Consider the following 17,356-nt stretch of genomic DNA (forward strand, 5'->3'; position numbering starts at 1 on the left):
CGCAACTCCCCCGCGAAAACGCTCTACAAAGTGGCCCGCATTGTTCCAGCCCGTGAGGCTTTTGGGAACCGCTGCGGGCCGGGCGGTCTTCAGGTTTCGTATTGATCAGTGGCCGTTGCCGGAATGCCCGCCGGTGTGGCCTGCGCCCTGCCCCGGGCCTTTGCCGGCGTCCGCTTTACGGCCGCCTTCGGCTTCGTGGCCGGCCTTGTCCGCTGCGGCAGCCGCCTTCTGCGCGTCTTTGCTCAACTGATCGACGGTCGCCAGGTTGCTCTTGCGCACGGCTTCGACAAAACCCTGGAACGGCAGATCGGTGACGCCAACCAGACCGAAGTGGCCGTTCTCGCCATCGAGCAGGCGCCCGGTCACCGGTTGGTCCAGATACTGGAACCAGTGCACGCCGACAATCGACGGTTCGCTCAGCGCCTGTTTGAGGAAGTTGGCATAGGCAGGGCCACGGTCTTCTTCCTTGCTCAACGGGGTCACACCGCCCCAGAACGGGCCTCGGTCGGTGGAGCCGAAGTTGAATTCGGTAATCAGCACCGGTTTGTCGAGGCTGCGCAGCGCGGCGAAGTCATAACCGTCCTGCGGTTGCAGGGTGTACATGTTGAAGCTCAGCACGTCGCAATACTGGGCGCAGGACGTCACGGCTTCCGGGGTGCTGGTGGCGAAACGGCCGCCGAGCAGCAACTGGTTCGGCGCGTGCCATTTCAGCGAGTCGGAAATGGTCTTGAAGTAGGTGTCGGCGAAGACCTTCTGGAAGTATTTGAAGTCGGCCTCGATTTCCGGATGCTCCGGGTTCGGCAGCGGCGCTTCGAAACCCGGGTCTTCCATCAATTCCCACGCCGGCAGATCAATGCCCCAGGCCTTCGACAGCCCCGCCTGATTGCGGTACTTGTCGCGCAACTGCTTGAGGAACGCGCGTTTGGCCGGAACGTCGGTGGTCATTTTCAAGGTGCCGTAGGCCAGCGCGTAACGGGATTTCGGGTCATCGCCGGGGCCGGCCCAGGCCAGTTCGTTGTCGGCGAAGTAGCCGATCAGCCACGGATCATCGCGATGATCACGGGCGGCAATCGCCACGGCGCGTTCGGTGGCCATGGCGAAACGTGGATCGAACGGGTCTGGCATGCCGCCCCACCAGTCGGTGCCGGTGCTGATGCTGGTGTAATCGCCGACGATCGACAGCGGCAAGGTGTACGGCATGCGCTCGGCGTCGCCAAGGACAGGGGCGCTCCAGTTTCCGACGGTGTTGAAGCCCCAGGCTTGCAGACGATCAAGCGTGTGGCTGGCCCACTTTTGTTCGTCGACCGTGTTTTTGCACGGTGTCGCGACACTTTGCCCGGTTGTCGCGGCCGACTCGGCAACCCCGGATTTCGGCTGTTCGGAGGCGGCTACCGGCGCACTGGCGTTGGTCGCCGCTTCTTCAGCGGCCCCGGCCTTGGCGGCTTCGGCCACTCCGGCCTTGTTGCCGCTGTCCGAAGTGCACGGCTCGCCATACAGGCGCTGAAGGTTGGCGCCGTAGAAGTCGTACCAACGCCCGAAGTTGTAGCCACGGCCCTGATCGACACCGTTGCCGCCACGGTTGTCGCCTTCGCCGAAATGGCTGGCCAGCGGCTCTTCCGGTTTGGGCAGGGATTCGAACATGTACTCGCGGCCGGCCACGTAGGTCTGGTTGACCTCCGGGCTGACGGTGTTCACGCCCAGGGAATAGAACGGATGGCCTTCTGGTGTCACCAGATACCAGCGGCCGTCACGCTTTTCGGTGCGGAAGAAACCGCTGGCCTTGAACGCCGGACCCTTGCTCCAGCCGCCGAACTTGTCCAGCGACGACTTTTCGCGCTCGGCCAGCCAGGTGTTCAGTTGTTGCTGTTCTTTGGCGGCGGCGGATTTCAGTTGTTCGTCATTGGCGACTTTCTCCAGCCACTTGCCGCGAGTGGATTGGCCATAGGCATCCACCAGATTGCCGTAGGCGGATTTGATCACCTCGCCTTCGTCCTGCACGCCAAAGCGCTCGAGCAACAGACTTTGCGCGGCTTTCGGCTGATCCATCGACAGGCTGACCGACACCACCTGGCTGCGATCCAGCTCACCGCTACTGCTCGCCAACAGGATGCGCTGCCCGTCGATCGTCATCGGCATCACCGGCCCGGCTTTCATGCCCTGGCTGAGTGGCGAGGTCGCGGTCAACGGCACGAGCAAGGTCTGCGCCGGGCCCGCCGGCAGGTCAACGCGGCTGACCAGAGTCTTGCCGTCGTTGCTCTGGATTTGTACGTAGACGGTCACGGCCCAGTTCATCGCGCTCTGGATGCGCAGGCTCATCATGCCGGACTGCGACCAGTCCCAGGCACCGGTCTGCGGCGACAGACGCAAGGTCGGGCGGGCCGTCGGGTTGAACGTCACCCGGCGCAGCACTTCACCTTCGGGAGTCTGCTCGGCGTTGGCCTGCGGCAGGTCGGCGTTTTCGGTCGCCACTTTCACCACATCGGCGGGGCGAACAAAGTTGAACAGGGTCTGCTGGCCGGCAGGTGCCGCGAATAAAGGCGCAGCGAAAACCAGGGCAAAAACGGCAGGCAACGAACGACGAATCATGAGAACGGAATTCTCCCTAACGACCCGCAAGGGCCAATGGAAAAGCAGTGACAGAGAGATAGACAGCGCGGCGGGCAAAACTGCCCACCGATGTCTCAGGATATTTCACGACGGAAAGGAGGCAACGCATTGAGGATCGCCTTGCCGTAGCGCTGGGTGACCAGCCGCCGATCCAGCAAGGTGATGGTGCCGCGGTCTTCTTCGGTGCGCAGCAGTCGGCCGCAGGCCTGAACCAGCTTCAGCGAGGCGTCAGGCACCGAGATCTCCATGAACGGATTGCCGCCCCGGGCTTCGATCCATTCCGACAGTGCGGCTTCGACCGGATCGTCCGGCACCGAGAACGGGATCTTGGCGATCACCACGTGTTCGCAGTAGGCCCCCGGCAAGTCCACGCCTTCGGCAAAACTGGCGAGGCCGAACAGCACGCTGGAATCGCCGCCATCGACCCGCGCCTTGTGCTTGTTCAGGGTTTCCTGTTTCGACAGGTTGCCTTGAATGAACACTTGCTTGCGCCAGTCACGGTCGAGGCCGTCGAACACGTCCTGCATCTGTTTGCGCGACGAGAACAGCACCAGACTGCCGCGCGAGCCTTCGACCAGTTCCGGCAGGTCGCGGATGATCGCGGCGGTGTGGGCAGCGGCATCCCGCGGGTCGGCCTTCAGGTCCGGCACCCGCAACACACCGGCGTCGGCGTGATGGAACGGGCTCGGCACCACGGCGGTGACGGCTTTTTTCGGCAGGCCGGCACGCATGCGGAAGCGGTCGAAGGTGCCGAGGGCGGTCAAGGTCGCCGAGGTCACCAGACAGCCGTAGGCCACGTTCCACAGGCTGCGGCGCAGGGTTTCGGCGGCGAGGATCGGGCTGGCGTTGACCTCGATGTCGAACAGCGAACCGCTTTCGGCCAGGGTCAGCCAGCGGGCCATCGGCGGGTTGTCTTCGGGGTCTTCGGCGGTGAACGCGGTCCACAGTTCCCAGTTGCCGGAGGCACGGGACAACAGGCTGCCGAACAGTGGATACCATTCCTCGGCCTGATTGCTGGCGATGCCGATGTTGACCTCGCCGTCCATGCCTTCCTTGAGCAGATCCGTCAGGCGGGTGAACAGGTCGTTGAGGCGGGCGAAGCCTTTTTTCAGCTCGATGCCCATCTTGCGCATGTGCTCGGGAATCACCCCACCGATGAAGCGGTGACGCGGACGTTCGCGGCCTTCGACATCTTCACCGGGCTTGAAGTCGGCGATCTGTTCGCAGGCGGTGAACATGAACTGCTGCTGGGTCTTGATCTCCCGCGCCAGCTCCGGCACCTGCTCGATCAGCTTGCCGAGATCGCCCGGCAGCGGGTGCTGGGCCAGCAGTTTGGTGAGGTTCTTGGCGGTGGTTTCCAGCCAGTCGGCGGTGGAACGCAGGCGCGTGTAGTGAGCGAAGTGGCCGATGGCCTTGTCCGGCAGGTGGTGGCCTTCGTCGAATACATAAATGGTGTCGCGCGGGTCTGGCAACACGGCCCCGCCACCCAGTGCGAGGTCAGCCAGCACCATATCGTGGTTGGTGACGATCACGTCGACCTTGCCCATACCTTCGCGGGCCTTGTAGAAGGCGCACTGGCCGAAGTTCGGGCAGTGACGGTTGGTGCACTGGCTGTGATCGGTGGTCAGGCGCGCCCAGTCGGCGTCTTCCAGCGCGTTGGGCCAGCTGTCGCGGTCGCCGTCCCATTTATTGCCGGCGAGTTTCTCGATCATGCTGGTGAACAGCTTCTGGCTGGCCTCATCGACCTCGATCTTGAAGCCTTCTTCTTCGAACAACTGGGCGGTGGCGGTCTGTGCGTGGCCTTCCTGCAACAGCATGTCGAGCTTGGACAGGCACATGTAGCGGCCACGGCCCTTGGCCAGGGCGAAGCTGAAGTTCAGCCCGCTGTTGCGCATCAGGTCGGGCAAATCCTTGTAGACGATCTGCTCTTGCAGGGCGACGGTGGCGGTGGCGATCACCAGGCGCTTGCCGGCCAGTTTGGCCGTCGGGATCGCGGCCAGGCTGTAGGCCACGGTCTTGCCGGTACCGGTGCCGGCTTCCACCGCGACAATCGCGGGGTCGCCACTGCGCCGGCCTTCGTCGTCGGTGTCGATATCCCCGAGGACCTTGGCGACTTCAGCGATCATCAGGCGTTGGCCGTAACGCGGCTTGAGGCTCTTGGCCTCTAGAAAACGCGAGTAGGCGCCCTGGATCGTGGTTTTGAGTTCAGTGCTGATCATTGAGTGTCGGGCGCAAAAAACGCTGGATAAATTTTCAGTGGTTCGGATGGGGGGCTATCATACCCCGCGAATCAATCCTGCGCAGATCGGAGTACCCCAATGACACCTTTTAGCCTCGTTTACCCCATCCATGTACTGGCCGCGCTGGTGTGGGTCGGCGGTATGTTTTTCGCCTGGATGGTGCTGCGCCCTGCGGCGATGAAGGCCCTGGACGGTCCCGGGCGCCTGACGCTCTGGGTGGAAGTGTTTCAAGGTTTTTTTCGTTGGGTGTGGGGAGCGGTGATTCTGCTGCCGGTGACCGGGGTGGGCATGCTGCACCTGCAACACATCGCCTTCGACAACGCACCGCGCTATGTGCAGGTGATGATGGGGTTGTATGTGGTGATGACCGCGTTGTTCATCCGGATTCAGGCATTGATGCTGCCGGAACTGCGCACGGCGGTGCAGGCGAAGGACTGGCCGGCGGGTGCGGCAGTGCTGGGGCGGATTCGCAAGGTGGTCGGGTTCAACCTGCTGATCGGGGTGCTGCTGGTGGCCGTGGCTGCTGCGCGCCCCTCGTTCTGACAAGCGCGTTTTACCTGATCGTTCCCACGCTCTGCGTGGGAATGCAGCCCGTGACGCTCCGCGTCACTGGACGCGGAGCGTCCCTAAAGGCATTCCCACGCAGAGCGTGGGAACGATCAACGTAGAGGGTGGGAGCAATCGATTACAGGCGCTGTACGGTGACAGACCCCGCCGCACCCGCAGGCCCCGGCTGCCCGTCAGCCCCCGGCTTGCCGCTCTTGCCGCCGTCGGCGCGATACACCAGGCAGCCCTTGGATTTGCCACCCGCCCCCGGTTTACCGCCAGGACCGGCCGGGCCACCGGCACCGCCGGCGACTTCGACCTTGATCAGCTCAGCCGGAAACTCGCGCGGTACTTCAAGTCGCACCAGCGCGCCCGGTGCACCCGGCTGACCATCGCTGCCGTTGCTGCCATCAAAACCGTGTCCCGCCTGACCCCAGGTGCAACCCGGCTCCTGACCGTTGGCGCCATCAAGCCCGACAAATCCCGGCGCACCGGTGCCGCCACGGGCATCGACCACCAGTTTCGGCGCGTTCAACGCCTTGAACTGCAGATTCAGATTGCGCCCGGCGCGGGCAGCTTTTTCGTAGGTGCCCGGTGCGCCACGGGCGGTGATCTGGCTGCCTTCGGCGAGTTCGGCGCGGCTGACTTTCATCTCCAGCGCCTGTTCGCTCGGCACGATGGCAATGCGCGCTTCATGGCCCAGCTGCAATTCGCCGACACTCAGTTCGGTCACGTTCGAGGGAATCAGCAAAGTGCCGTAATCGGCGACCACCAGTTTCTCCAGTTGCAGAGTGCTGGCGGTGTTCGGCAGACGCATCAGCGAGTTGGTTTCGACGCTGACCACTTGGGCGCAGGCCAGGGGACTGATGAATGCAGCAAGCAGGCAGAGTTTACGCATGGGAAGCCTCCGGAGCGGCCGGGGCCGGGATGGTTTGCAGGTGGAATACGCCGAACAACAGGATGCGGCCACGATCACGCCAAGGGTGCGGACGCCCCTTGAGGCTGCGGTTGCACAGCAGCACTTCGAGCACGTGGATCGCCAGCAGCAGACCGCCGGCCAGATTGACCAGCAGGTGCAGCGGATGAACAAACGGCACCAACTGATTGGCCAGCACCACGCAGCAGAACAGCAGGGTCAACAATCGCCCCAGCCCACAGAACACCTTCATACGCTCCCCCGTGTTGCGAATTATTCTTTGGGCGCACAGTAACGGCTTCTGCAGGGGATAAGCCAGAGGGAAAAATGAAAAAAACCGATCCACCGCCGGATGGCTGCCGGTTCGACGACGTTCATCGACCGACAGCTCTAGCCCGCGGACTACAGACCCATCCTAACGATTGATGTGCAGTTCCACCCGACGGTTCTGCGCACGCCCCTCGTCCGTGTTGTTATCGGCGACCGGTTCGGTTTCGCCGCGCCCTTCACTGGTGAGTTTGTTCGGCGCCAGGCCCTGACTCAGCAAATACTCCGCCACACTGCTGGCGCGGCGCTCCGAAAGTGCCTGGTTGTAGGCATCCGAACCCTTGCTGTCGGTGTGACCGATGACCTTGATGCTCACCACGTCAGCATTGCGCAGTTTGTCCATCAGCGTGTCCAGCTGGCTTTTCGCGGCCGGTTTCAGATCGGACTTGTCGAAGTCGAACAGCACGTTGCCGGCGTCGTTGAGGGTGATGACTTCGGTTTGCGGGGCCGGTTCGGCAGGTTTCTCGGTGACCGGATATTGCGGCAGCGGACAGCCACGGTGGTCGACCGGGGTGTTGGCCGGGGTATCGGGGCAACGGTCGCGGCGATCGAACACGCCGTCGTCGTCTTCATCGCCATCCTGGGCATAGCAGATCAATCCGCCGGTGAGGATCCCCAGCGCAGCGCCACCGCCGGCCCAGCCGCCACTTTCGAGCGCGCCGAGACCGCCGCCGACCAGTCCGCCAATGAGGCTGCAGATCGGCCAGGTACGTTGATTGAGGGGAGCGGTGCCATCGCTGTGGGTGGCGCAACCGGTCAACAGGCTGCCCAGCAGCAGAACCGGCAAGACGGACCTTGTAAGAACACTCATCGTTAAAGCTCCTGTGTCACCGGCCCATACCGGTTACACAGGAGTAAAGACCCGCATCCGCGACTGCACAAGCCGCGGATGCGAGGGGGCTAGCGGTTGATTTTGATTTCGGTACGACGGTTCAGCGCGCGACCGTCGGCAGTTTTGTTGTCCGCCACCGGCTGGCTTTCACCGGCACCGGTCACCGACACGAAGCTGCTTTGCGGTACGCCGCTTTCAACCAGGTACTTGACCACCGAGTGCGCACGGCGATCCGACAGTTTCTGGTTGTAGGCATCGCTGCCGACGCTGTCGGTGTGGCCGGTCACGGTCAGTTGCGCCGTGCTGGATTCCTGTTTCAGGCGCGAGGCGACTTTATCCAGGACCAGTTTGTCGGCCGGAGTCAGCGTGGCCTTGTCGAACTGGAAGTGAACATCGCGGATGACAATGGTTTCTTCCTTGACCACTACAGCTTCTTCGACCACTGGCGCAGGGGCTGGTGGAGGGCAGCCGTCAGCATCGACCTTTACGCCTTTAGGCGTGCCCGGGCACTTGTCGCGACTGTCCGGCACACCATCGCCGTCTTCATCGCCATCACCGTGAACCCAGCAATAGGCTGCTGCTGTACCGCCGACGAGTAACGCGCCATACCCCGCCCATGCGGAGCTTTCGGTCGCGCCGAGACCCGCACCGACGACACCACCGACTGCCGCACAGGTCGGCCAGTCGGTTTTCTGCAAACCTGCGCAACCAGTCAACACACTGGTTAGCAGAACCAAGGGTAATGCTGTCCGAACTATGCTCATCTAGTTTTCTCCTGAGGGATCGGCTTAGAACCGATTCAGGGAGTAAAGACCGGAGTTTTAATCTCCGCCAGCAATAGGCCATTGCTGTTTGTGCGCCTGTTCACGGGACTTCGACGAATTTGCCGCAAACCCGCAGGACAGAGATCTAGGCCTTGGCGTCCGGGCAGGCTAGTCTTGGCGCTCTGATTGAGGAGCTTCGATGAACGTCGCCATTTCTTCCCGCACGCCGCAGCAGGCATTGGCCGCCCTGCTCGACCGCTACGCCCCGGCACGTCTGCTGCTGATCGGCGCCAGCGAGTTCCCGGCGCTGGCTGCCTTCAAGGAAGCGCACCCGGACACCTGTGTCGCGCACGCCGCGCCCGGTGCGTTACCGGCGGAACTGGCGGCCCGGCGTTTCGACCTGGCGCTGGTGGTCGATTGCCTGGAACATTTGCCCAAGCGCGACGGCCTGAATCTGTTGGGCGGGATCCGCAACCTCAACGCCAGCCGCATCGCCGTGCTGGCGGATCTGCCGGCCAGTGGCTGGCAGGAGACCGATTTTTACTCACTGGCCCTGCAGGCCAGCGAACGCTTCGCCCGCGACGAGCAGGTACTGACACTCTTCACCTACGATCTGCTTGACTACAAACAAGTCCCCGACTGGCTCAACTCGCGGTTCTGGGCCAATCCGGAAAACTTCGGGAAATACTGGTGGTAATGCAATGAGTACAGCCATTTGCCCTTGCGGCAGCGGCAACCTGCTGGATGCCTGCTGCGGTCACTATCACGCCGGCCACCCGGCCCCGTGCGCCGAAGCCCTGATGCGCTCGCGCTACAGCGCCTACGTGCTGGGCCTGATCGACTATCTGGTGGCGACCACCCTGCCCGCCCAGCAAGCGGGGCTGGATCGCCAGTCGATCAGCGACTGGAGCGCCCAGAGCACCTGGCTCGGTCTGGACGTGGAAAGTTCGGAAGTACTCGGCGGTCAGCCGGAACACGCATTCGTCACCTTCACCGCACGCTGGCATGACGGTCAGGGCGAGCACAGCCACCGCGAGCGCTCGTCGTTCGTGCAGAACAGCGGACGCTGGTACTTCATCGACCCGACCGTGCAACTGAAGCTGGGCCGCAACGACGCCTGCCCGTGCGCCAGCGGCCAGAAGTTCAAGAAATGCTGTGCGGGGTATTTCGGCAGCTGAGGCTAGACTGGGCAGCAAAGGGAGTTAAACCATGCTCGGTCATTGGCGCACAATCCAGGTCTTCTCACTGCTCGTGTTTTTGGGGCTCGGCGGCTGTGCGTCATGGTTCAGCGACGACACCCGCGACCCCGCCGTGCACCTGGTGAAAGTCGAAGTGGTGCGCGCCAAGTTGCTGGAACAGAAATTCATCCTGCACTTTCGCATCGACAACCCCAATGACAGCGACCTGACCGTGCGCGGTCTGGAATACCGCATACACCTGGCCGACATGCTGCTGGCCGAAGGCGAGCACGAACACTGGATCACGGTGAACCCCAAAAGCAGCGCGTTTTACAAGGTGCCGATCCGTACCAACCTGTGGCCGAAGGTAAAAGAGGTGGTGAAAATGCTGAAAAACCCCAACCAGCAGATTCCCTACCGACTGGAGGGCGAGATGGAAACCGGTTTATTCATCGCTCACTACGTGCACCTGGCGCGCAATGGCGTGATAATCCCCGCCGATTTGATTACGGAGTGACCCCGATGACCCAGCAACCTCATGTCCATGGCCCAGACTGCAACCACGATCATGACCATCACCATGATCACGACCATGGCCATGTCCACGGCCCGAACTGCGGCCACGCCCACCAGGAACCGGTGCGCAACGCCCTGAAAGACGTTGGCCGCAACGACCCTTGCCCATGCGGCAACGGCAAGAAATTCAAGAAGTGCCACGGCGCTTGATGTTTCGGGCGAAGACCTACTTCGCCTGACACACCGCCATCGCGAGCAAGCTCGCTCCCACAAGGGATCGCGCTCCATCAGGAGCAACTCGGTCGAATGTGGGAGCTGGCTTGCCAGCGATGAGGCCGGCGCACTCCCCGATCAGTATCAGACTGCCTCAAGAATCCCGGCACTGCTGACCACCGTCGCATACTCCCCGTGCAAGTTCCCCAGCGACATCGCATGTACCTCCTCAGCCGAACGCAACGTGCCGAAATAGTCGGCCTTGTCGAAGGTAAAGCACGCATCCTCCGCCACCCACGCGTCAAACCCCAGATTGCCCGCCGTGCGCGCCGTGGATTCCACCGAGTTGTTCGTCGCCACGCCGACAATGATCAACTGCCCGATCCCCGCCTCACGCAACTTAGCCTCAAGCCCCGTCGCACAAAACGCATCCGGCACCTGCTTCTGGATCAGCCACTCGCCGTCCTGCGGCAGAAACCTTTCCTGAAAATCCACGCCTGACTGCTCGGGCCAGAACACCGAATCCGGCGAGCGCGACAAGTGCTGCACATGGATTACGGGACGCCCGCTGCGCCGCCAGAAAGTCAGCAAATCGAAAATCCGCTCTTCGGCCAACGGGTTATTTCTTCGCCCCAGACGCGGCTGCAGAATGCCTTTTTGCTGGTCGATGATGATCAGTGCAGCGTTGGCCTGAAGCTCCATGGCGATTTTTCTCACGCGGGGTCATTGAATTTCCCGCACTTGAGCATCACCTCCTGTGACTAGGCAAGCTATCGAACGCACACAGGACGACCTGAAGCCGGCGTTTGCTGTCCGCATGTAAGCCACTTTCCTGATTTGGAGCTTTCCATGATCGACCTGTATTACTGGACCACGCCCAACGGCCACAAGATTTCCCTGTTCCTCGAAGAAGCGGGCCTGCGCTACGACGTGCACCCGATCAACATCAGCCAGGGCGAGCAGTTCCAGCCGCACTTTCTGAAAATCGCCCCGAACAACCGCATCCCGGCCATCGTCGATCATGAGCCGGCCGATGGCGGCGAGCCGTTGTCGCTGTTCGAGTCTGGCGCCATCTTGCTGTACCTCGCGGAAAAGACCGGCAAGTTCCTGCCCAAGGATCTGCGTGGCCGCCAGGTGGCGCTGCAATGGCTGTTCTGGCAAATGGGCGGGTTGGGACCGATGGCCGGGCAGAACCATCACTTCAGTCAGTTCGCCCCGGAAAAAATCCCCTACGCGATCAAGCGCTACGTCGATGAAACCGCGCGCCTGTACGGGGTGCTGGACAAGCAACTGGCCAACAACGAGTTCGTCGCCGGCAGCGAATACAGCATCGCCGACATGGCGATCTACCCGTGGATCGTCTCCCACAAGTGGCAGAGCCAGAACCTGGAAGACTTCCCGAACGTGCAGCGCTGGTTCAACCACATCAAGGATCGCCCGGCGACCGTGAAGGCCTACGCGCTGGTGCAGAAGATCAATCCACCGAAGGCTTGAGTCACCCGGCCTGATCGTTCCCGTGCGCGGGAACGATCAACGGGAAGAAATAACCGCTCGCCCCGCTTGCGCGGCCCCCTCCTGCTCACTAACGTAGCGGCTTTATTGCGCCCCCAGCCTCTACACCCCCGCAGGAGCTTTGCCATGGCCTCGCCAGCCCTTTCACATTTTCTTCCCCGGTTCGGCGTTGCCGCAGCAGTGGCCGGTGTTCTGAGCCTGACCGGTTGTCAGACCTGGAACGCCCAGGACACCCTCCCGCCGACCTCCGGTGTGCAGCCGCTCAAGGGCCTGGCGCAGAACGTTTCGGTACGCCGCAATGCCATGGGCATGCCGCTGATCGAAAGCAACAGCTTCCATGACGCACTGTTCGCCCTCGGCTATGTGCACGCCAGCGACCGGATCAATCAGATGGTCACCCTGCGCCTGCTGGCTCAGGGTCGTCTGGCGGAATTGTCCGGTTCATCGATGCTCGACGCCGACCGCTACATGCGCGCCGTCAACCTGAAGAAAAGCGCTGGCGAGCTGTACAAGGCCTCGTCGCCACGGCTCAAGCGCTTCTTCGAGGTCTATGCCAGGGGCGTCAACGCCTACCTGTTCCGCTACGCCGACAAACTGCCGGGGGATCTGGCTTCCAGCGGCTACAAGCCTGAATACTGGAAACCGGAAGATTCGGCGCTGATTTTCTGCCTGCTGAACTTCAGCCAGTCGGCCAACCTGCCGGAAGAAATCGCTTCGCTGGTGCTGGCTCAGACCGTGACCAACGACAAACTGGCGTGGCTGACCCCGTCCGCTCCCGACGAAAACCTGCCGCTGGCCGAGGCCGACAAGCTGCAAGGCATCAAGCTCAACGGGCAGATTCCGGGGCTGACGGAACTGAGCAACGCCAGCGAACAACTGGCCGCCCTCAACCTGCTGGGCACTCAGTCGTCGAACAACTGGGCCATCGCCCCGCAGCGCAGCCGCAGCGGCAAGAGCCTGCTGGCCAGCGACAGCCATGGCCCGCTGGCCGCGCCGTCGCTGTGGAGTTTCGTGCAGATCCGCGCGCCGAAATACCAGGCCGCCGGCGTAACCGTGGCCGGTCTGCCGATAGTGCTCGGCGGTTTCAACGGCAAGGTGGCGTGGAGCCTGACCAGCGTGCTCGGCGATAACCAGGACCTGTTCCTGGAAAAAATCCGTCGTCAGGGCAGCACGTTGTCCTACGAGGTCAACGGCAAGTGGCAACCGGTCGCGGTGCGCAACGAAACCTACTTCGTCAAAGGCCAGCGGCCGATTCGCGAAGCGGTGTACGAAACCCGCCATGGCGCGCTGCTCAACAGCACCCAGGCTGCCGCTCAGGGCGCAGGCTTTGGCCTGGCCTTGCAGACCCCGAGCTTCACCGACGACAAATCGCTCGATGCGTTTTTTGATCTGAGCCGCGCCCAGAACGTTGAACGCGCCTCGGACGCCAGCCGGGAAATCCGCGCCATCGCGCTGAATCTGGTGTTTGCCGACGCCAGCAACATTGGCTGGCAAGTTACCGGGCGCTTCCCGAACCGCCGTGAAGGCGAAGGCCTGCTGCCGTCGCCGGGCTGGGAAGGTCGCTACGACTGGGACGGTTACGCCGACCCGATGCTGCACCCGTACGATCAGGATCCGGCCCAGGGCTGGCTCGGCACCGCCAACCAGCGGGTCATTCCCCATGGCTACGGCATGCAACTGTCCAACTCCTGGGCGGCGCCGGAACGTGGCGAGCGCCTGGCCGAACTGGCCGGCAGCGGCAAGCATGACGGTCGCAGTGTGATCGCCATGCAGTACGACCAGACCACCACCTTCGCCGCCAAATTGAAGAAAATGTTCGAGGCACCGGGCATGGCGCAGCCGCTGAAACAGGCGATCGACGCCCTGCCGGAAGCCGAGCGCAGCAAGGCCCGCGAAGCCTACACCCGTCTGATGGCGTTCGACGGCAAACTCAGCCCGACCTCCGCCGATGCGGCGATCTACGAGCTGTTCCTGCAGGAAAGCATGAAGCAGATCTTCCTCGACGAACTCGGCCCGCAAGGCAGCCCTGCGTGGAAAGCGTTTATCGCCAATGGCGATCTGTCCTACGCCGCACAGGCCGATCACTTGCTCGGCCGCGAAGACAGTCCGTTCTGGGACGACGCCCGCACCCCGCAAAAAGAAGACAAACCGGCGATCCTCGCTCGCAGTCTGGCAGCAGCGATCAGCGCTGGCGACAGTCAGTTGGGCGGTGATCGCAGAGCCTGGCAGTGGGGCAAACTGCACCGCTACGAGTGGAAGAATGCCAACGGCCAGAGCGTTCGCGGTCCGATCGCGGCGGGCGGTGACCATACCACCCTGAACACGGCGGCATTTGCCTGGGGCCAGGACTTCAACACCACGCGTGCGCCGTCGATGCGCTTTATCGTCGACTTCGGTCAGAGCGAACCGCTGATGGGGCAGAACGGGACGGGGCAATCGGGGAATCCGGTGAGCCCGAACTACCTGAACGGCATCGACCCGTGGCTCAAGGGCCAGTACATCGGCTTGCCGATGCAGCCGCAGAACTTTGACCGGGTGTATGGCAAGACGCGGTTGACCCTAACTCCCGGGAAATAGGCGCGACTCCCCAAAAGATCAAAAGCCCCCTCACCCTAACCCTCTCCCTCAGGGAGAGGGGACTGATTGGGGAATGCTCCAGAAGTTCGCCGAACTGAACTGGCTGCACCGAATCCAGATTCGTATTGCTGCTTTGCAGATCCATAATCGACTCGATCTCACAGGTCTATGTCGCTCGCCAGACACCTCGGTCGGCTCCCTCTCCCCACGGGAGAGGGCTGGGGTGAGGGCTGGATTTTCCCGCCAGCCAAATTCTTCGTTCCCACCGCAAAATCAATAGAACTTCTGACTTCGCGCCAACCTCATAGCTAACAAGTCCCTCCATTCCGGTAACGCCATGGACCTTGTTATCGCCCGCCCCGAAGGCCTCTACTGCCCCGCCGGGGATTTCTACATTGACCCGTGGCGACCCGTCGAGCGCTCGGTGATCACCCATGCCCACGGCGACCACGCCCGTGGCGGCAATCAGCATTACCTGGCCGCCAGCGCCGGCGAAGGAATTCTGCGTGCGCGCCTGGGCCAGGACCTCAACCTGCAAACCCTCGACTACGGCCAGCGCCTGACCCACCACGGCGTCACCCTGAGCTTTCATCCCGCCGGTCATGTACTCGGCTCGGCCCAGGTGCGGCTGGAATACGGCGGCGAAGTCTGGGTCGCATCCGGGGACTACAAGATCGAACCCGACGGCACCTGTGCGCCGTTCGAACCGGTGCGCTGCCACACCTTCATCACCGAATCGACCTTCGGCCTGCCGATTTACCGCTGGCAGCCGCAGGCGCAGGTGTTCGCCGAAATCAATCAGTGGTGGCAGGCCAACATCGAGGCCGGCAAGGCCAGCGTGCTGTTCTGCTATTCGTTCGGCAAGGCCCAGCGGATTCTCCACGGCATCGACGAAACCCTCGGGCCGATCCTCAGCCACGGTGCGGTCGAGCCGCTGAACCGTGTGTACCGCGAGGCCGGTGTCTACCTGCCGCCAACGATCTACGCCGGCGAGGTGAAAAAGAACGACCCGATGATGCGCCAGGCGCTGGTCATCGCCCCGCCCTCGGCCGGCGGCAGCAGTTGGATGCGCCGTTTCGGCGATTACAGCGACAGCTTCGCCAGCGGCTGGATGCGCCTGCGCGGCACCCGTCGGCGGCGCGGCGTGGATCGCGGCTTCGTGCTCTCGGATCACGCCGACTGGCCCGGTCTTTTATGGGCTATCGAACAGACCGGCGCCGAGCGGGTGATGGTCACCCACGGCTCGATTGGCGTGCTGGTGCGCCATCTGCGCGAGCAGGGTCTGGACGCACAGGGTTTCAACACCGAATACGGTGACGATGAGGAAGAGCTGCCTGCCGCCACGCCCGCCGTTGCCGAGGTGCAACCATGAAAGACTTCGCCGGGTTGTACGCCGAACTCGACGCCACCACCTCCAGCAACGCCAAACTGGCGGCCATGCAAACCTACTTCGCCCAGGCGCAACCGCAGGATGCCGCTTGGGCGGTGTACTTCTTGTCCGGCGGTCGGCCGCGGCAACTGGTGCCGGTGCGGATCCTGCGCGATCTCGCGGTCGAAATGTCCGGGTTGGCGCCATGGCTGTTCGAGGAGAGCTATCAAGCGGTCGGCGACCTGGCGGAAACCATCTCGCTGGTGTTGCCGGAACATCCATACACCTCCGAGGCCGGCCTCGCCGAATGGATCGAAGACAAACTGCTGCCCCTGCGCGGTGAAACCCCGGAATACCTCGCCCATCAGTTGCCCGCACTGTGGGCGCAACTGGATCGGCCGAGCCTGATGCTGTGCATCAAGTTGATCACCGGCAGCTTCCGGGTCGGCGTATCCAAGCTGCTGGTGACCCGCGCTCTGGCTTCCATGGCCGGGCTCGACAGCAAGCGAGTGGCGCAACGGCTGGTGGGTTACACCGACCTGTCCAACCGGCCGAACGCTGCCAGTTACCTGAAACTGATCGCCCCCGAATCCAGCGACGAGCATGCCCAGCGCGGCGGCCAGCCCTACCCGTTCTTCCTCGCCCACGCGCTGGCGCAACCGGTGGAAACCTTCGAAGCCCTGCTCGGGCCTGCCAGTAACTGGCAGGTGGAATGGAAGTGGGATGGCATTCGCGCGCAAGTGGTCAAGCGCGACGGAAAACTGTGGGTCTGGTCCCGGGGCGAAGAACTGGTCACCGAACGCTTTCCCGAACTCGACACACTGGTGCACGGGTTGCCCGACGGCACGGTGATCGACGGCGAAATCGTGGTCTGGAAAAACCGGCGCCCGGTCACCGAAGATGCTTTCGATCCGCAGTCGACAGAAGCTCCGGCGGTGCAACCCTTCGCGCTGTTGCAGCAACGGATTGGCCGTAAATCGCTGGACCGGAAAATCCTTGAAGACGCGCCGGTGGTGGTACTCGCCTATGACCTGCTCGAATGGCAGGGCGAAGACTGGCGCAACCAGCCCCAGGCCAGACGTCGTGAGCAACTGGAGCAGGTCATCGCCCGCTGCAACAACCCGGTGCTGCTGCCTTCGCCGATTCTGACGGGTGATGACTGGTTCGACCTCGCCCGCCAGCGCGAAGCCTCCAGACGCCTGGGGGTCGAAGGCATGATGCTCAAGGCCAGGGATGCGATGTATGGCGTCGGTCGCACCAAGGACATGGGCGTGTGGTGGAAATGGAAGGTCGACCCGTTCAGCGTCGACGCGGTGCTGATCTACGCCCAGCGCGGTCATGGCCGGCGCGCCAGCCTCTACAGCGATTACACCTTTGCGGTGTGGGACGGCCCGCCCGGTGCCAGTGCGCGGGCGTTGGTGCCCTTCGCCAAGGCCTATTCTGGGCTGACCGACGCGGAAATGCGCGAAGTCGACAGCATCGTGCGCAAGACCACCGTGGAAAAATTCGGTCCGGTCAGCAGCGTGAAGCCGAGCCTTGTGTTCGAACTGGGTTTCGAAGGCATCGCCCTCTCCCGTCGGCACAAGAGCGGCATCGCCGTGCGCTTCCCGCGCATGCTGCGCTGGCGCCAGGACAAGACCGTGGACGAGGCCGACAGCCTGGCGACCCTGCAAAACCTGTTGGTCTGATCCCTTCCCCCTGACGCCCGGAGATCCCTGCACCGAACCATCCTGGTGCAGCTTTTGCGGCGCGCCCGTTT

General features: G+C 62.9%; 16 protein-coding genes. 9 read left to right on the forward strand and 7 right to left on the reverse strand.

Annotated elements, in window-relative coordinates:
- Positions 1–105: 105 nt before the first annotated feature.
- Together JKA62_RS05905 and dinG are read right to left on the reverse strand one after the other, a co-directional pair.
- Complete coding sequence (locus JKA62_RS05905; protein WP_201816786.1) at positions 106–2,586, reverse strand: beta-galactosidase; 2,481 nt, start codon at positions 2,584–2,586, stop codon at positions 106–108.
- Between the two features lie 95 nt (positions 2,587–2,681).
- The gene (dinG, locus tag JKA62_RS05910; protein ID WP_201816788.1) at positions 2,682–4,826 is read right to left on the reverse strand and encodes an ATP-dependent DNA helicase DinG; all 2,145 of its coding nucleotides are present in this window, start codon (positions 4,824–4,826) and stop codon (positions 2,682–2,684) included.
- Between the two features lie 99 nt (positions 4,827–4,925).
- On the opposite strand from dinG, the gene JKA62_RS05915 reads away from it, so the two are divergent.
- Positions 4,926–5,390, forward strand: a complete 465-nt coding sequence (locus JKA62_RS05915; protein WP_074691390.1) for a CopD family protein — start codon at positions 4,926–4,928, stop codon at positions 5,388–5,390.
- Positions 5,391–5,532: 142 nt separating this feature from the next.
- Here JKA62_RS05915 and JKA62_RS05920 read toward each other — a convergent pair whose 3' ends face one another.
- The 4 genes from JKA62_RS05920 to JKA62_RS05935 form a co-directional block, all read right to left on the reverse strand.
- A complete protein-coding gene (locus tag JKA62_RS05920) occupies positions 5,533–6,291 on the reverse strand; it encodes a collagen-like triple helix repeat-containing protein (protein ID WP_039771355.1) in 759 nt (252 codons plus the stop codon).
- The gene (locus tag JKA62_RS05925) at positions 6,284–6,562 is read right to left on the reverse strand and encodes a DUF1145 domain-containing protein (protein WP_039771353.1); all 279 of its coding nucleotides are present in this window, start codon (positions 6,560–6,562) and stop codon (positions 6,284–6,286) included. The genes JKA62_RS05920 and JKA62_RS05925 overlap by 8 nt, the downstream gene beginning before the upstream one ends.
- Positions 6,563–6,724: 162 nt before the next feature.
- Positions 6,725–7,447 carry an OmpA family protein gene (locus JKA62_RS05930; protein WP_201816790.1) on the reverse strand — a complete coding sequence of 241 codons (723 nt, stop codon included), beginning with the start codon at positions 7,445–7,447 and terminating at the stop codon, positions 6,725–6,727.
- A gap of 89 nt (positions 7,448–7,536) precedes the next feature.
- Positions 7,537–8,232, reverse strand: coding sequence for an OmpA family protein (locus JKA62_RS05935; RefSeq protein WP_201816792.1), 696 nt, complete (start codon positions 8,230–8,232; stop codon positions 7,537–7,539).
- 199 nt (positions 8,233–8,431) lie between these two features.
- Here JKA62_RS05935 and JKA62_RS05940 point away from each other — a divergent pair, with 199 nt between their 5' ends.
- Genes JKA62_RS05940 through JKA62_RS05955 form a run of 4 tightly spaced genes read left to right on the forward strand, consistent with a single transcriptional unit; the run spans position 8,432 to position 10,136 of the window.
- Positions 8,432–8,929 carry a DUF6231 family protein gene (locus JKA62_RS05940; RefSeq protein ID WP_011332778.1) on the forward strand — a complete coding sequence of 166 codons (498 nt, stop codon included), beginning with the start codon at positions 8,432–8,434 and terminating at the stop codon, positions 8,927–8,929.
- A gap of 4 nt (positions 8,930–8,933) precedes the next feature.
- A complete protein-coding gene (locus tag JKA62_RS05945) occupies positions 8,934–9,410 on the forward strand; it encodes a YchJ family protein (protein WP_064382925.1) in 477 nt (158 codons plus the stop codon).
- A gap of 31 nt (positions 9,411–9,441) precedes the next feature.
- Positions 9,442–9,927: an LEA type 2 family protein gene (locus JKA62_RS05950; protein WP_201816819.1), complete on the forward strand. Its 486-nt coding sequence runs from the start codon at positions 9,442–9,444 to the stop codon at positions 9,925–9,927.
- Between the two features lie 5 nt (positions 9,928–9,932).
- Positions 9,933–10,136, forward strand: coding sequence for an SEC-C metal-binding domain-containing protein (locus JKA62_RS05955; RefSeq protein WP_003198420.1), 204 nt, complete (start codon positions 9,933–9,935; stop codon positions 10,134–10,136).
- Between the two features lie 147 nt (positions 10,137–10,283).
- On the opposite strand, the gene JKA62_RS05960 is transcribed toward JKA62_RS05955, so the two are convergent.
- On the reverse strand, positions 10,284–10,841 hold the full coding sequence (locus JKA62_RS05960) for a cysteine hydrolase family protein (protein ID WP_201817370.1): 558 nt from the start codon (positions 10,839–10,841) through the stop codon (positions 10,284–10,286).
- A 147-nt stretch (positions 10,842–10,988) separates the two neighbouring features.
- Between JKA62_RS05960 and JKA62_RS05965 the strand changes: the two genes are divergently transcribed.
- From JKA62_RS05965 to JKA62_RS05980, 4 genes are all read left to right on the forward strand, one after another.
- On the forward strand, positions 10,989–11,633 hold the full coding sequence (locus JKA62_RS05965; protein WP_201816822.1) for a glutathione binding-like protein: 645 nt from the start codon (positions 10,989–10,991) through the stop codon (positions 11,631–11,633).
- A gap of 144 nt (positions 11,634–11,777) precedes the next feature.
- Complete coding sequence (locus JKA62_RS05970) at positions 11,778–14,228, forward strand: penicillin acylase family protein (RefSeq protein ID WP_201816825.1); 2,451 nt, start codon at positions 11,778–11,780, stop codon at positions 14,226–14,228.
- 337 nt (positions 14,229–14,565) lie between these two features.
- Entirely contained in the window at positions 14,566–15,600 is a 1,035-nt protein-coding gene (locus JKA62_RS05975; protein WP_201816828.1) for a ligase-associated DNA damage response exonuclease, read from the forward strand.
- Positions 15,597–17,285 carry an ATP-dependent DNA ligase gene (locus JKA62_RS05980; RefSeq protein ID WP_011332770.1) on the forward strand — a complete coding sequence of 563 codons (1,689 nt, stop codon included), beginning with the start codon at positions 15,597–15,599 and terminating at the stop codon, positions 17,283–17,285. Before JKA62_RS05975 ends, JKA62_RS05980 begins: the two co-directional genes overlap by 4 nt.
- The last annotated feature ends 71 nt before the right edge of the window (positions 17,286–17,356 follow it).

It is taken from the genome of Pseudomonas sp. B7 (genome assembly GCF_016735645.1).
GTDB lineage: Bacteria > Pseudomonadota > Gammaproteobacteria > Pseudomonadales > Pseudomonadaceae > Aquipseudomonas > Aquipseudomonas glycinae.

Excerpts from the sequence above, each read along its gene's own strand:
- JKA62_RS05905 (WP_201816786.1), bottom strand. The coding sequence starts at position 2,586 with ATGATTCGTCGTTCGTTGCCTGCCGTTTTTGCCCTGGTTTTCGCTGCG.
- dinG (WP_201816788.1), bottom strand. The coding sequence starts at position 4,826 with ATGATCAGCACTGAACTCAAAACCACGATCCAGGGCGCCTACTCGCGT.
- JKA62_RS05915 (WP_074691390.1), top strand. The coding sequence starts at position 4,926 with ATGACACCTTTTAGCCTCGTTTACCCCATCCATGTACTGGCCGCGCTG.
- JKA62_RS05920 (WP_039771355.1), bottom strand. The coding sequence starts at position 6,291 with ATGCGTAAACTCTGCCTGCTTGCTGCATTCATCAGTCCCCTGGCCTGC.
- JKA62_RS05925 (WP_039771353.1), bottom strand. The coding sequence starts at position 6,562 with ATGAAGGTGTTCTGTGGGCTGGGGCGATTGTTGACCCTGCTGTTCTGC.
- JKA62_RS05930 (WP_201816790.1), bottom strand. The coding sequence starts at position 7,447 with ATGAGTGTTCTTACAAGGTCCGTCTTGCCGGTTCTGCTGCTGGGCAGC.
- JKA62_RS05935 (WP_201816792.1), bottom strand. The coding sequence starts at position 8,232 with ATGAGCATAGTTCGGACAGCATTACCCTTGGTTCTGCTAACCAGTGTG.
- JKA62_RS05940 (WP_011332778.1), top strand. The coding sequence starts at position 8,432 with ATGAACGTCGCCATTTCTTCCCGCACGCCGCAGCAGGCATTGGCCGCC.
- JKA62_RS05945 (WP_064382925.1), top strand. The coding sequence starts at position 8,934 with ATGAGTACAGCCATTTGCCCTTGCGGCAGCGGCAACCTGCTGGATGCC.
- JKA62_RS05950 (WP_201816819.1), top strand. The coding sequence starts at position 9,442 with ATGCTCGGTCATTGGCGCACAATCCAGGTCTTCTCACTGCTCGTGTTT.
- JKA62_RS05955 (WP_003198420.1), top strand. The coding sequence starts at position 9,933 with ATGACCCAGCAACCTCATGTCCATGGCCCAGACTGCAACCACGATCAT.
- JKA62_RS05960 (WP_201817370.1), bottom strand. The coding sequence starts at position 10,841 with ATGGAGCTTCAGGCCAACGCTGCACTGATCATCATCGACCAGCAAAAA.
- JKA62_RS05965 (WP_201816822.1), top strand. The coding sequence starts at position 10,989 with ATGATCGACCTGTATTACTGGACCACGCCCAACGGCCACAAGATTTCC.
- JKA62_RS05970 (WP_201816825.1), top strand. The coding sequence starts at position 11,778 with ATGGCCTCGCCAGCCCTTTCACATTTTCTTCCCCGGTTCGGCGTTGCC.
- JKA62_RS05975 (WP_201816828.1), top strand. The coding sequence starts at position 14,566 with ATGGACCTTGTTATCGCCCGCCCCGAAGGCCTCTACTGCCCCGCCGGG.
- JKA62_RS05980 (WP_011332770.1), top strand. The coding sequence starts at position 15,597 with ATGAAAGACTTCGCCGGGTTGTACGCCGAACTCGACGCCACCACCTCC.